The 13,720-nt window shown below is 71.3% G+C and carries 13 protein-coding genes; 6 read left to right on the top strand and 7 right to left on the bottom strand.

What is annotated here, in order from left to right:
- Positions 1-95: 95 nt before the first annotated feature.
- Both ACSSS0_RS03565 and ACSSS0_RS03570 read right to left on the bottom strand, forming a co-directional pair.
- A complete protein-coding gene (locus ACSSS0_RS03565) occupies positions 96-1,160 on the bottom strand; it encodes a 3-isopropylmalate dehydrogenase (protein WP_487230085.1) in 1,065 nt (354 codons plus the stop codon).
- A gap of 143 nt (positions 1,161-1,303) precedes the next feature.
- A complete protein-coding gene (locus ACSSS0_RS03570; protein WP_081633825.1) occupies positions 1,304-1,384 on the bottom strand; it encodes a 3-isopropylmalate dehydrogenase in 81 nt (26 codons plus the stop codon).
- A 304-nt stretch (positions 1,385-1,688) separates the two neighbouring features.
- Here ACSSS0_RS03570 and ACSSS0_RS03575 point away from each other — a divergent pair, with 304 nt between their 5' ends.
- The gene (locus ACSSS0_RS03575) at positions 1,689-3,029 is read left to right on the top strand and encodes an AI-2E family transporter (RefSeq protein ID WP_487230086.1); all 1,341 of its coding nucleotides are present in this window, start codon (positions 1,689-1,691) and stop codon (positions 3,027-3,029) included.
- 11 nt (positions 3,030-3,040) lie between these two features.
- On the opposite strand, the gene serA is transcribed toward ACSSS0_RS03575, so the two are convergent.
- Positions 3,041-4,624: a phosphoglycerate dehydrogenase gene (serA, locus tag ACSSS0_RS03580; RefSeq protein WP_435985280.1), complete on the bottom strand. Its 1,584-nt coding sequence runs from the start codon at positions 4,622-4,624 to the stop codon at positions 3,041-3,043.
- A 380-nt stretch (positions 4,625-5,004) separates the two neighbouring features.
- Here serA and ACSSS0_RS03585 point away from each other — a divergent pair, with 380 nt between their 5' ends.
- Positions 5,005-5,769, top strand: coding sequence for an SDR family oxidoreductase (locus tag ACSSS0_RS03585; RefSeq protein ID WP_487230087.1), 765 nt, complete (start codon positions 5,005-5,007; stop codon positions 5,767-5,769).
- Between the two features lie 69 nt (positions 5,770-5,838).
- Here ACSSS0_RS03585 and ilvC read toward each other — a convergent pair whose 3' ends face one another.
- The 3 genes from ilvC to ACSSS0_RS03600 all read right to left on the bottom strand — a co-directional run bounded on the left by ilvC (position 5,839) and on the right by ACSSS0_RS03600 (position 9,314).
- The gene (gene ilvC / locus ACSSS0_RS03590) at positions 5,839-6,867 is read right to left on the bottom strand and encodes a ketol-acid reductoisomerase (RefSeq protein ID WP_435985278.1); all 1,029 of its coding nucleotides are present in this window, start codon (positions 6,865-6,867) and stop codon (positions 5,839-5,841) included.
- Positions 6,868-6,930: 63 nt separating this feature from the next.
- Positions 6,931-7,443 (bottom strand): acetolactate synthase small subunit, encoded by a 513-nt coding sequence (ilvN, locus tag ACSSS0_RS03595; RefSeq protein WP_487230088.1) that lies wholly within the window; start codon positions 7,441-7,443, stop codon positions 6,931-6,933.
- 2 nt (positions 7,444-7,445) lie between these two features.
- Positions 7,446-9,314: an acetolactate synthase large subunit gene (locus ACSSS0_RS03600; protein WP_487230089.1), complete on the bottom strand. Its 1,869-nt coding sequence runs from the start codon at positions 9,312-9,314 to the stop codon at positions 7,446-7,448.
- 323 nt (positions 9,315-9,637) lie between these two features.
- Between ACSSS0_RS03600 and ACSSS0_RS03605 the strand changes: the two genes are divergently transcribed.
- Genes ACSSS0_RS03605 through ACSSS0_RS03615 form a run of 3 tightly spaced genes read left to right on the top strand, consistent with a single transcriptional unit; the run spans position 9,638 to position 11,811 of the window.
- Complete coding sequence (locus ACSSS0_RS03605; RefSeq protein WP_487230090.1) at positions 9,638-10,390, top strand: GNAT family N-acetyltransferase; 753 nt, start codon at positions 9,638-9,640, stop codon at positions 10,388-10,390.
- Positions 10,387-11,379 (top strand): GNAT family N-acetyltransferase, encoded by a 993-nt coding sequence (locus tag ACSSS0_RS03610; protein ID WP_487230091.1) that lies wholly within the window; start codon positions 10,387-10,389, stop codon positions 11,377-11,379. The genes ACSSS0_RS03605 and ACSSS0_RS03610 overlap by 4 nt, the downstream gene beginning before the upstream one ends.
- A gap of 9 nt (positions 11,380-11,388) precedes the next feature.
- A complete protein-coding gene (locus ACSSS0_RS03615) occupies positions 11,389-11,811 on the top strand; it encodes an SRPBCC family protein (protein WP_487230092.1) in 423 nt (140 codons plus the stop codon).
- A gap of 100 nt (positions 11,812-11,911) precedes the next feature.
- On the opposite strand, the gene ACSSS0_RS03620 is transcribed toward ACSSS0_RS03615, so the two are convergent.
- Positions 11,912-12,730 carry a phytanoyl-CoA dioxygenase family protein gene (locus ACSSS0_RS03620; RefSeq protein WP_487230093.1) on the bottom strand — a complete coding sequence of 273 codons (819 nt, stop codon included), beginning with the start codon at positions 12,728-12,730 and terminating at the stop codon, positions 11,912-11,914.
- A gap of 127 nt (positions 12,731-12,857) precedes the next feature.
- Between ACSSS0_RS03620 and ACSSS0_RS03625 the strand changes: the two genes are divergently transcribed.
- Positions 12,858-13,694 (top strand): helix-turn-helix transcriptional regulator, encoded by an 837-nt coding sequence (locus ACSSS0_RS03625; protein WP_487230094.1) that lies wholly within the window; start codon positions 12,858-12,860, stop codon positions 13,692-13,694.
- Positions 13,695-13,720: the final 26 nt, after the last annotated feature.

Genomic DNA, 13,720 nt, shown 5'->3' on the forward strand with positions numbered 1-13,720 from the left:
CGACGTCAGGCTATCGCCCACATCGTGAGACGCAGAAGTAGCCCCTCCCCGACGGGAGGTGGTCGTATGCCGTCCGGCCGGCGCGGGCGCCCCGGTCAGAGACGCGCGACGACGGCGTCACCGACGGCCGTGGTGCTGCGCGCGGCGTCTCCGCGCTCGGCCAGGTCGGCGGCGACGGCGGCGTCGACGCGGGCGGCCTCGGCGTCGAGGCCGAGGTGGGCGAGGAGCATGCCGACCGAGAGGATCGCCGCGGTCGGGTCGGCCTTGGACTGGCCGGCGATGTCGGGGGCGGAGCCGTGGACGGGCTCGAACATGCTGGGCGTCGTGCGGGCCGGGTTGATGTTGCCCGACGCCGCGAGCCCGATGCCGCCGGCGATGGCGGCGGCGATGTCGGTGAGGATGTCGCCGAAGAGGTTGTCGGTGACGATGACGTCGAAGCGCCCGGGGTCGGTCGCCATGAAGATCGTGGCCGCGTCGACGTGCTGGTAGGCGGTCTCGACGTCGGGGAACTCGGCACCGACCTCCTCGACGGTGCGGCGCCAGAGGTGGCCGGCGTACGTGAGGACGTTGTGCTTGTGCACGAGCGTCAGGTGGCGTCGCGGGCGGGCCTGGGCGCGGGCGAAGGCGTCGCGGACGACGCGCTCGACACCGAAGCGGGTGTTGACGCTGACCTCGGTCGCGATCTCGGCCGCGGTGCCGACGCGCAGGGCGCCGCCGTTGCCGGTGTAGGGACCCTCGGTGCCCTCGCGGACGACGACGAAGTCGATGCCGTCGGGGGCGACGCGCGCGACGTCGAGCGGGCTCGCGACTCCGGGGAAGAGCTTGGCCGGGCGCAGGTTGACGTAGTGGTCCAGCGCGAAGCGCAGCGGCAGCAGCACGCCTCGCTCTAGGACGCCGCTCGGGACGCTGGGGTCGCCGATGGCACCGAGGAGGATCGCGTCGTGGCCGCGCAGCTCCTCGAGGACGGAGTCGGGCAGCGTCTCGCCGGTGGCGTGCCAGCGGCGGGCGCCGAGGTCGTACTCGGTCGTCGCGAACTTCGGACCGCTGTCTCCGGTGACCGCGTCGAGGACCTTGAGACCCTCCGCGACCACCTCGGGGCCGATGCCGTCACCACCGATCACGGCGATGGAGTAGGCGTCCTTGACCTGCGTCTGTGCCATGTCGTCAGCCTAGAACCCGTCTTGTGATGTGGAATCTGCGTCTCAATTAGTGAGCGGACGAGGACGGCCCCCGCCCGGGAGGGCAGGGGCCGTCGTCACGACCGCGCAACGGGACCGCGGTTCGGGTCGTCGTCGGGTGTCGCTCAGTCCTCGGTGTGACCCTGGTCGCGCAGGTCCATCGACTCCTGGAGGGCCTGACGGGCGGCCTTGGCGTCTTCGCTCATGGTGATCACGTCTTTCGGGTGTGCATGCGGTGTGGGTGGTCTCAGGTGGCTCCAGCCCGGGTGGGCGAACCGGTCAGCAGAGGGGTGGCGGGATCTCCGCGGCGAGGTGCTGACTACCTGGACTCGCCGCGGCTGGGAATACGTACGACCTGCCGCGTCATGCATTTCACGGTACGCCGGGCTACCCATGGGTAAAGGGGGTTTCCACTGGATGAGACGCGATGTCCGCCATTCGTCCGCTCCCGGGCCGCGGCACGTGTCGCGCATCCCCCGCTCACCGCGCCGGGGGCCGTAGGCTCGCCGCGTGAGCGCCGACCACCCCGACGCGCCTGCCGACCCCTCCACCGGCACCGCTCGCCACCACGCCGACCACCCGGACCACCGGGCCACCTCCACGCGCGCGAGGCACACGAGCCACGCCGTCCCGGGGGTGCCCTTCGACAACGAGGCGCGATGGATCGCCATCACGCCCGGCAACGCGAGACGCATCATCGTCACGGTGTTCGTCGCCGTCGTCCTGCTCTCGGTGGCGACGTGGGCCTTCCACGCGATGGGCAGCTTCCTCTTCCTCCTGCTGCTCGCCTGGCTGCTGTCGATCGCGATGGAGCCGGTGGTGCTGTGGCTGAGCAAGCGCGGGATGAAGCGCGGTCTCGCCACCGGCCTGACGATGCTCGGGATGCTCCTGCTCTTCGCGGGTCTCGCCGAGCTCTTCGGCCAGGTCTTCGTCTCGCAGCTCTCCCAGCTCGGGTCGCAGCTGCCCGGGGCGATCACGTCGGCCATCGACTGGGTCAACTCCGCCTTCGGCACGCAGTTCGACATCGCGCAGATCCAGACGGCCCTGAGCCTGACCCCGGACAAGCTCGGCGAGCTGGCCGGCAAGTACGGCGGCGGCATCATCGGGATCTTCGGCTCCGTCATCACCTTCCTCTTCGACGCACTGACGATCCTCGTCTTCGCGTACTACTTCTCCGCCGACAGCCCGCGGCTGCGCCAGACCATCGGCTCGTGGCTGCCGCAGCGCTACCAGCGCGTCTTCATCACGGTGTGGACGATCTCGGTCGAGAAGACCGGCGGCTACGTCGTCTCCAAGCTCGTCCTCGCGTCACTCTCGGCCGTCTTCCACGTCGCGTTCTTCTGGTTCATCGACGTGCCGTTCTGGCTGCCCCTTGGCATCTTCGCCGGCATCGTCGGCCAGTTCATCCCCACGATCGGCACGTACATCGGCGTCGCGCTGCCCGCCCTCTTCGCCATCCTCGACAAGCCGATCAACGCCGTGTGGATCGCCGCCTTCGCGACCGTCTACCAGCAGCTGGAGAACTACGTCTTCACGCCGCGCATCAGCCGCCGCACCATGGACGTCCACCCGGCCGTCGCGCTCGGGTCGGTCATCGCCGGCGCAGCACTCTTCGGCCCGATCGGCGCCCTCATCGGCATCCCCATCGCGGCGGTCGCCCTCGCCATCGTCGACACCTTCAGCAAGCGGCACGAGCTCGTCCCCGAGCTCGCCGACCTCGAGACCGCCGACGACAAGGACGACGAGGACGAGGACGTGGACGAGGGGGGTGAGCGCGCGGACGACGGGCGCGGCGACGCGGGTGACGAGCCCGACGAGCGCGTCGGGACCGACACGGCCCGCCGGAGCTGACCCGCTCCGGGTCAGTCCTGCAGGCCGATGACCGAGAAGGTCTTGGCCTCGATGACCTCGGAGAGCTCGGCCGCCATCGCGGCGGGGACGGCGCTGTCGACGTTGAGCACGCCGATGGCCCGGTCGTCCTGGCGTGAGACCTGCATGCCGCCGATGTTGATGCCGGCGTCGCCGAGGATCCGGCCGACCGCGCCGATGACGCCCGGACGGTCGGAGTACTCGAAGACGAGCATGTGGTCCGAGAGCGGGACCTCGAGGTCGTAGCCGTTGACGCCGACGAGCTTCTCGACCATCTTCGGGCCGGTCAGCGTGCCGGAGACCGACACGACCGAGCCGTCGGCGAGGGTGCCGCGCAAGGTCGTGACGTTGCGGAAGTCGCCGGCATCGGGGTCGGTGACGAGCCGCACGACGCAGCCGCGCTGCTCGGCGAGGACCGGGGCGTTGACATAGGTCACGGTGTCCTCGACGACGTCGGTGAACAGGCCCTTGAGGGCGACGAGCTTCCACACGTTGACGTCGTGGGCCGTGATCTCGCCGCGGACGTCGACGTCGAGCTGCGCCGGCACGCTGCCGGACACCGCGGTAAAGATCCGGCCGAGCTTCTCGACGAGCGGGATGCCCGGACGGACCTCCTCGGCGATGAAGCCGCTGCTGACGTTGACGGCGTCGGGGACGAGCTCCCCTCCGAGCGCGAGACGCACCGACCTCGCGACGGCGATGCCGGCCTTCTCCTGGGCCTCCTCGGTCGAGGCGCCGAGGTGCGGGGTGACGACGACGGACTCGTGCTCGAAGAGCGGCGACTCGGTGGTCGGCTCGGTGGCGAAGACGTCGATGCCGGCGCCCGCGACGCGGCCCTCGGCGATGGCGCGCGCGAGGGCGGCCTCGTCGACGATGCCGCCGCGTGCGGCGTTGACGATGCGCACCGACGGCTTGACCTTCGTGAGGGCCTCCTCACCGATGAGGCCGAGCGTCTCGGGCGTCTTGGGCAGGTGGATGGTGATGAAGTCGGACTGGGCGAGCAGCTCGTCGAGGCCGACGAGCTGGGCGCCGAGCTGTCCCGCCTTGGCGGGCGAGGCGTAGGGGTCGTAGGCGACGATCTTCATGCCGAAGCCCTTGAGGCGCTCGGCGACGAGGGCGCCGATGCGACCGAGGCCGACCACACCGACGGTCTTGTCGAGCAGCTCGACGCCGGAGTACTTGCTGCGCTTCCACGCGCCGGCCTTGAGGGCCTGGTTGGCGGGGGCGATGTTGCGGGCCGTCGCGAGGAGCAGCGCCACGGCGAGCTCGGCGGCGGACGTGATGTTGGAGGTCGGTGCGTTGACGACCATGACCCCGGCCTGCGTCGCCGACTGGACGTCGACGTTGTCGAGACCGACGCCCGCGCGGGCGATGACCTTGAGCTGCCTCGCGGCGGCGATCGCCTCGGCGTCCATCTTCGTGGCCGATCGGATGAGGATCGCGTCGACGTCGGCGAGCGCCGGGAGCAGTGCGTCGCGGTTGGCCCCGTCGACCGAACGGACCTCGAAGTCCGGTCCCAGCGCCTCGATGGTGGCGGGCGACAGCTCTTCGGCGATGAGGACAACGGGCTTGCTCACAGGGGAACCCTTCCGGACGGAGCGGGGCCTCACGCACGACAGGGGGCGCGGGCCGTCGGCGGCACCGCGATGTGCCGTCGGCGAGTCTAGGCCGTCGTTCGCGCGGAATCACGAGATGTAACCAACATGTGAACACGGCCCGGAGGGCGGCGCACGTATCAGCTGATGGAACACCGATTCCGTATGCCGGACGCCTCGTCGGGTGGGTGGCACCAGGACGTGACCCGACCATCGACCTGCTGCGCGTCGTGCTCGCGGCGACCGACACCTCGGGCTCGCTGGACGGAGAAGGGAGCCTTCCGCGGCAACGTGCGCAGAACCACAGCATGATCCGACGCGAAGCGTTGCGCCGCCGGGGGCGAGCACGTCAGGGTGGGGTCATGCGCATCGTCGTGACGGGAGGCGCCGGGGACCTCGGGTCGCGGGTCGTCCGGGAGCTCACGGCTCGCGGGCACCAGGCGGTGTCGGCGAGCCGGAGGAGCGGCGTGGACCTGGCGACCGGCGACGGGCTCGAAGCCGTTCTGGCGGGCGCCGACGCCGTCGTCCACTGCGCCGACGACACGTCGCGCGGCGACACCGTCACCGTCTACGGGACGCGACGACTGGCCGACGCGGCTGCCGACCTCGGGGTGCACCTCGTGCACATCTCGATCGTCGGCATCGACGAGCACCCCTTGGCCTACTACCGCCGCAAGCTGCGCGCGGAGCAGGGCATCGAGGCGGCAGGCGGCGCGGCCTCGGTCCTGCGCGCCACCCAGTTCCATTCCCTGGCAGCGTTCTTCGCCCGGAAGCTGAGCGTCGGGCCGGTCACCCTGACCATCGGCGACATGGCCCTCCAACCCGTGGACACCGACTTCGTCGCCGGACGCCTCGTCGACCTCGCGCTGGGAGCGCGCCCCACGGCATACGCCAGGGCGACGGACGTCGCGGGTCCCGACGTGCTCACGGTCGGCGAGCTCGCCGGCCTGCTGCGCGCGCACCGGGGCGCCTCCCGCTCGAAGGTCGTGCGCCTGCCTGCGGTCGGCGGGGTCATGAAGGCGTTCGCCGAGCGGCGGACCGTGCCCTTCCCCGGCGACGCGCAGACGGGCGGCCGGACGTTCGCCGACTGGCTCGCTCTCCAGCCGCAGCGGCTCAGCGGCCGCTGACCCGTCGCGACACGGGAACGGCCGACGCCCCCACGAACGGGGCGCCGGCCGTCAAGCCGTTCGAGAGCGTCAGCGTGCGGCGCTGCCCTCGACGTAGTCGGAGTCGGTCTGCTTGACCCACGCCATGAGCTTGCGCAGCTCGCGGCCCGTGGCCTCGATGGGGTGCTGGGCACCCTGCTCGCGCAGCTGCTTGAACTCCGGCGCACCGGCGTCCTGGTCGTCGATGAAGCGCTTGGCGAAGGTGCCGTTCTGGATGTCGCCGAGCACCGCCTTCATGTTCTCCTTGACGTGCGGGTCGATGACGCGCGGACCCGACACGTAGTCGCCGTACTCCGCGGTGTCGGAGACCGACCAGCGCTGCTTGGCGATGCCGCCCTCGATCATGAGATCGACGATGAGCTTGAGCTCGTGGAGGCACTCGAAGTAGGCGACCTCGGGCTGGTAGCCCGCCTCGACGAGGGTCTCGAAGCCGTACATGACGAGCTGGCTCGCGCCACCGCAGAGCACGGCCTGCTCACCGAAGAGGTCGGTCTCGGTCTCCTCGGTGAACGTCGTCTTGATGCCGCCGGCACGCAGGCCACCGATGGCCTTGCCGTAGGCCTTGGCGAGGTCCCACGCCGTGCCGGACGCGTCCTGCTCGACGGCGAGTAGCACGGGCACCCCACGGCCGTCAGCGAACTCGCGGCGCACGATGTGGCCGGGACCCTTCGGGGCGACCATGAGCACGTCGGCGTCGGCCTCGGGCTTGATGTAGCCGAAGCGGATGTTGAAGCCGTGGCCGAAGAGCAGCGCCGCGCCGTCCTTGAGGTTGGGCTGGATGTCGTTGGCGTAGACCGTGCGCTGCACCTGGTCGGGCGTGAGGATGACGACGAGGTCGGCCTCCTTGACCGCGTCGGCGACCGACGTGACCGTCAGACCCTCGGCCTCGGCCTTGGCCTTGCTCTTGCTGCCCTCGGCGAGGCCGACGCGGACGTCGACGCCGGAGTCGCGCAGGTTGAGCGCGTGGGCGTGGCCCTGGCTGCCGTAGCCGATGACGGCGACCTTCTTGCCCTGGATGATCGACAGGTCGGCGTCGTCGTCGTAGAACATCTCGGCCATGGTGGCCTTCTCCTTCGGTTGCGGTGTGCAGTGGGTCTGGTGGTGCGGTCGGTGGGGATCGGGTCAGGCGCTGCGCAGGCTGCGGTCGGTGATCGAGCGCGAGCCGCGCCCAACGGCGACCATGCCGGACTGGACGAGCTCCTTGATGCCGAACGGCTCGAGCACGTCGAGCAGGGCGCGGAGCTTGTCGGAGGTGCCGGTCGCCTCGATGACGATCGCGTCGGTGGTCACGTCGACGACCTTGGCCTTGAAGAGCTGGATCGTGTCGATGACCTGGCTGCGGGTCGCCGGGTCCGCGCGCAGCTTGACGAGCAGGATCTCGCGCTGCACCGAGGCGTGCGGGTCGAGCTCGACGACCTTGAGCACCTCGATGAGCTTGTTCAGCTGCTTCGTCACCTGCTCGAGGGCCGCGCCCTCGACCTCGACGACGACGGTGATGCGCGAGATGTCGGGCAGCTCGGTCGGGCCGACCGCGAGGGAGTTGATGTTGAAGCCGCGTCGGGAGAAGAGCGCCGCCACGCGGGTCAGGACGCCGGGCTTGTCCTCGACGAGGACCGACAGGGTGTGCTTGCTCATGCTCAGTCCTCCCGCTCCCAGACCGGCGCCTCGTGGCGGGCGGCCTGGATCATGTCGTTGCTGACGCCCGCCGGCACCATCGGCCACACCATGGCGTCGCGGTGCACGATGAAGTCGATGACGACGGGTCGGTCGTTGATCTCGAGCGCCAGCTTGATGACGGCGTCGACCTCCTCGGGCGTCTCGGCGCGCAGGCCGAGGCAGCCGTACGCGTCGGCGAGCTTGACGAAGTCGGGCACGCGCTGGCTCATCGGCTGCAGGTCGGTGTTGGAGTAGCGCTCGTTGTAGAAGAGCGTCTGCCACTGCCGGACCATGCCGAGCGAGCTGTTGTTGATGATCGCGACCTTGATCGGGATGTTGTTGATGACGCAGGTCGCGAGCTCCTGGTTGGTCATCTGGAAGCAGCCGTCGCCGTCGATCGCCCACACCGTGCGCTCGGGCTCGGCGACCTTGGCACCCATGGCCGCCGGGACCGAGAAGCCCATGGTGCCCAGCCCGCCGGAGTTGATCCACGCGTTCGGGCGTTCGTACTTGACGAACTGCGCGGCCCACATCTGGTGCTGGCCGACACCCGCGACGTACGTCGCCTCGGGTCCGGTGAGCGCACCGATCCGCTCGATGACGTACTGCGGCGAGAGCGTGCCGTCGTCGCTGTCGGTCCAGCCGAGCGGGAAGGTCCGCTTCCAGTCGGCGACCCGCTCGCGCCAGTCGGCGTAGTCCCAGGCGTCGGTGTCGTCGTCGGCGCCCGCCCGGTCGAGCGTGACCTGCTCGATGAGGTCCTTGATGACCTCGCCCACGTCACCGACGATCGGCACGTCGGCGATGCGGTTCTTGGAGATCTCGGCGGGGTCGATGTCGGCGTGGATCACCTTGGCGTGCGGGGCGAACGTCGAGAGCTGGCCGGTGACGCGGTCGTCGAAGCGGGCGCCCAGCGCGATGAGCAGGTCGGACTTCTGCAGGCCCGTCACCGCGGCGACCGTGCCGTGCATCCCCGGCATGCCGAGGTTGAGCGGCTCGCTGTCGGGCACCGTGCCCCGCGCCATGAGGGTCGTGACGACGGGGATCCCGGTCAGCTCGACGAGTCGGCGCAGGGCCTCGCTCGCTCGGGCCCGCACGACGCCGCCGCCGACGTAGAGCACGGGCCGCTTGGCGGCGGCCATCAGCCGTGACGCCTCGCGGATCTGCTTGCCGTGCGGGCGCAGCACGGGGCGGTAGCCGGGCAGGTCGATCTGCGGCGGCCAGCTGAAGGTCGTCGTCGCCTGGAGCGCGTCCTTGCTGATGTCGACGAGGACGGGACCCGGACGACCGGTGCTCGCGACGTGGAACGCCTCGGCGATGGCCTGCGGGATCTTCGCCGGGTCGGTGACGAGGTAGTTGTGCTTCGTGATCGGCATCGTGATGCCGCGGATGTCGGCCTCCTGGAAGGCGTCCGTGCCGATGGCGGCGCTCGCGACCTGACCGGTGATGGCGACGACGGGCACGGAGTCCATGTGCGCGTCGGCGAGCGGCGTCACGAGGTTCGTCGCGCCGGGGCCCGAGGTCGCCATGCAGACGCCGACCTTGCCGGTCGCCGAGGCATACCCCTCGGCCGCGTGGCCGGCGCCCTGCTCGTGGCGCACGAGGATGTGGCGGACCTTCTTCGAGTCGAGCATGGGGTCGTAGGCGGGCAGGATCGCACCGCCGGGGATGCCGAAGACGGTGTCGCAGCCGATGGCCTCGAGGGAGAGTACGAGCGCCTGCGCCCCGGTGACCTCACGGGCCGGCGTGACGGGCCCGACGGGCTCGACGGCCTTGGCCTCCGCCGCGGGTCGGGGACGGGCCAGGGAGGCCACGTCGGCGGGCGAGGGCGCCTGCTTCGTCGTGTCGCTCACGATCTCTTCCTTGTCTCGAGCACTGCGTGGTGATGCCGGTTCGGGCTGACTCCAGCCACAAAAAAACCCTTCGGTCCCGCGGTGGGACGGAAGGGAGCGCGCTGACCGTTCGAGCTGGTCGGCGCGCTAGGGAAGTACGAGGAGTCGGGCCACGTGACAACCGTCCTACCAAGCCCCAGCGGTGTCAATCGACCATCTCACGCGTCTCAGCATGTGACCTCGTGATCTCACCCACTGTCACTCCGAGGTTCCGGACCCCGCAGGAGGGCGCGTGCGCGAAAGTCGGTTGTCGCCGGTGCGACCGGCTCGGGACACTGACCGTCATGACGAGCACCGTGGCCGACCTGCTGCCCGCCCTCGGCCTCCGGGTCGTCGCCGGACCGGTCGAGCTGCGTGGTCTGGGCGACGACGACCTCGGCACGCTCGCCGACCTCGCGGCCGCGGGCATCCACCCCGCCGACCGGATGCCCTTCTACCACCCCTGGACCGACACCGACCCGGAGACGCTCCGCCGCCGGATGGCCCAGTTCCACTGGCGCTGCCGCGCCGACTTCTCCCTCGAGAGCTGGGAGCTGAACCTCGGCGTCTGGCACGAGGGCACGCTCGTCGGGACGCAGGGGATCTCGACGCGCGACTACCTCGTGACCCGGACCGGCGAGACCGGCTCCTGGCTGGGCCTGGCCCACCAGGGCAAGGGCATCGGCACGATGATGCGCCGCGCGATCTGCGCCTTCGCCTTCGACCACCTCGATGCCGAGGAGCTCACGTCGGGCGCCTTCACCGACAATGCAGCCTCGCTCGCCGTGAGCCGCAAGGTCGGCTACCGGCCCGGCGGCCAGAAGCGGCTGCGCCGCCGCGAGGGCGAGCTGGCCGTCAACCAGCAGCTCGTGCTGCGGCCGGAGGACCTGGTGCGTGGGGACCACCCCGTCACGGTCGAGGGCCTGCCGGCCTTCCGCCGCTCGATCGGCCTCGACGCCGAGGACTCCCCCGACCCACCCGACGACCGGCCGCACGACCGAACCCACGACCGAACCCACGACCGACCGCACGACCGATCCCTCGAGGAGACCCCATGAGCACCGAGACGTCGAGTGACCTGACGCCACGGACCGGCCCGCACCCGGCCGTGCAGCTGCACCTGCCCGAGACCGCCGCCACCCTGACGACCCGCCCGCTGACGCGGGGCGACGCGGCGGCCGTCACCGCCCTCATGGCGGCCTGCGAGCTGCACGACGTCGGCGAGGTCCTCATCGAGGAGGCCGACATCGTCGGCGACTGGCAGCGCCCCGCCTTCGACCTCGCCACGCAGTCGGTCGGCGTGCTCGACGGCGACCGCCTCGTGGCATACGCGGAGGTCTACAAGGGGCGCTGGGCCGACGCGGCCGTCGCGCCGACGCACCGCGGGCTGGGCATCGGCACGGCGCTGTCGCACTGGACCCGAGCGGTGGGCGCGCGTGACGGCGGCACCGTCGTCGGCCAGCCCGTGCCCGGCGACTCCGCCGGCGAACGCCTCCTCGCTGCCCTGGGCTACCGCACCCTCTGGACGTCGTGGGTCCTCGAGCTGCCTGCCGGGCAGGCGATCGAGCCGCAGCCCGTCCCGGAGGGGTATGCCGTCCGCGAGCCTCGCGACGAGGACGACCTCCGCGCGACGTGGACCGTCAACGAGGACGCCTTCCTCGAGTGGTCCGAGCGCGAGCGCACGACCTTCGAGGAGTGGACGGCCAACGTCTCGCGGCGCCCCGGCTACGAGCCCTGGCAGCTGCGGCTCATGGTCGACGCGTCCGACACGGTGGTCGGCATGGCCTTCGTCGTCGTGTCGAGCGGCTGCGCCTACGTCGACAAGCTCGCGGTGCGCCGCGACGAGCGCGGCAAGGGCCTGGCCCGAGCGCTCCTCGTCGACGCCTTCGAGGTCGCCCGAGCCCACGGCGGCGAGCGGTCCGAGCTGTCGACCGACTCCCGCACCGGAGCGCTCGGTCTCTATGAGAAGGTCGGCATGCAGGTCACGTCGGTGTGGCGCCACTGGGCGGCAGACGTGACACCGGACCCGGGGGCCGCACCCGCCTGAGGAGGCGCCGTGGAGCAGCACACGAGCATCGACATCGACGCCCCGGTCGCACGGGTGTGGGCGGTCCTGCGCGACGTCGAGCACTGGCCCGAGTGGACCGCGTCGGTGAGGTCGGTGACGCTGCTCGACGACGGACTGCGGGTCGGGGCGCGCGCCCGCATCGACCAGCCGCGGATCCCGACCACGGTCTGGACCGTCACGGGCCTCACCGAGGGACACGACTTCACGTGGGAGGCGAGCGGTCCCGGCACGCTGACGACGGGTCGTCACGGGGTCGAGGCGACGGGCCCCGGCACGTGCCGGGCGACGCTGTCGATCACCCAGTCGGGCTGGCTCGGCTCGGTCGTCGGCCGCGGCTACCGGACACTGACCGACCGCTACCTCGCGATGGAGGCCGCGGGCCTCAAGGAGCGGGCCGAGTCGGGCGTCTGAAGAGAGCCCGGCGGCCACTCACCCGCAACACACCGAGAACGTCCCGACGCACCGGGTTCGGATGCCGGTGCGTTGTCACCTCCTCGGTGTGTTGCGCGAGTCAGGGGGTCAGCAGGGGGTTGGCCGGTGACGCCGCGACGTGGCCCGGCGCGAGCCCCGGCAGCCACGAGGCGAGGTCGTTGGCCTGCGCCGGGTTGGCCGGCTCGAGCACGGTGAGACCGTCGGCGAACCAGATCACCGTCATGACCTCCCGCATCCGGTCGGAGGAGTTGCCGAGGGCCTTGTGCACCGTCCAGCCCGAGTGGAAGGACGCGTCACCGGCGCGCATCGCGACCGGCTCGTCGACGACGAGGCGACGCTCTGACAGCACGCGGTCGAAGTGCTCCTCGGACGCGTCCGAGATGCCGATGTCGCTCAACGGGCCGTCGACGTGGCTCCCGGTGGCGAAGGCGAGCCCGCCGTGGGCAGGCGTGATGTCGACGAGCGGCATCCACATGGTCAGGCACCGCGACCCGTCGAGCGGCCAGTACATCGCGTCCTGGTGCCACGGCGTGTAGCCGCCGCCGGGCTCCTTGAAGAGCGCCTGGTCGTGGTAGAGCCGCATCCGCGGGACGCCGAGCAGGCGCGCGGCCACGTCGGCGAAGCGGGAGGCCATGACGAAACGCGCGACGCCCTCGTCGTGCCGCCAGAGGTTCATCACCTGCAGGAACGCCATGCCGTAGCTGTCACGCTCGGCGAGGGGCCGGGTCTCGGTGCTGAGGCGCTCGACGGCCGCCGCCACGGGCGCGCGGTATGCCGCCGCCTCCTCCTGCGTGGCCACCTGGGCCAGGCGCACGTGGCCGTTCGAGCGAAAGGCCGCGACGTCGTCGTCATGGATGGGGTATGCCGTGGTGAGCGCGGGAAGCAGGTCGGTGGGCATGTGGCGGCTCGTCCTCCGTGGATCGTGAACGACCCGAGTGGTCGTCGCAGGGAACAGCCCACCAGACAGCCACGGGGACGACCCGGAACGTCGTGGTCACCGGGGAACGATCTGGTTCGATGGCCCCATGGACGAACGGGAGGCCCAGAGCGCCGGCGTGCACCGCGTCCCCTCCGGGCGGCTCGGCGAGGTGCTCGTGGCCGGGCGCATCGCCGGCGGCAGCGGCCTGCCGGCGGGCACTGCGCGACGGCACCCGACGTGGGGGCTCACCTTCGTCACTGCGGGGACGGGTCGCTACCGCGACGCGGGTCACGACGAGCCCCTGGGCGCGGGCTCGCTCGTCGTCGTGCACCCCGGCCACCCGCACTGGTACGGCGCCGACCGCGGCGGCTGGGACGAGGTCTTCGTCGTCTTCGACGGCGTGGCGTTCGAGCTGGCGCGCCGGCGTGGCGCGCTCACGGCCGACCGGCCGCTCGTGCACGGCCTGCCGGTCCCTCGGTGGCAGCACCGGTTCGCGGCCTTCGGCGAGAGGACCCGCCCGACGACCGTCGACGGTCGCGACGCCGAGGCCCTCGACCTGCTCGCGGCACTACTCGAGTCGAGCGCGGCGGCGACCGCGGGCGCGGCGCTGCGCAGACCCGGGCGGCCCGACTGGCTCGACCTCTCCGTCGAGCTGCTCGACCGCGACCTCGGCGAGCCGCTCGACCTGCCGTCCGTCGCGGAGGAGGTGGGCATGACGTACGAGACGTGGCGGCGCCGGTTCCGGTCCGAGACCGGCACGAGTCCCTACGCCCACCGGGCCGCACGGCGGCTCGAGGCCGCGACCGACCTGCTCGTCCACACCGGGCTCGGCGTCCGGGACATCGCCGCGGCGACCGGGTTCAGCGACGAGAGGCACCTCATCCGCCGCTTGCGCGAGCACACGGGGATCACGCCCCGCGCCTTCCGCGACGCCGGGCACTGACCCGGCCACACGGCATACGCGCCCTT

It is taken from the genome of Terrabacter sp. R4-6 (genome assembly GCF_057529065.1).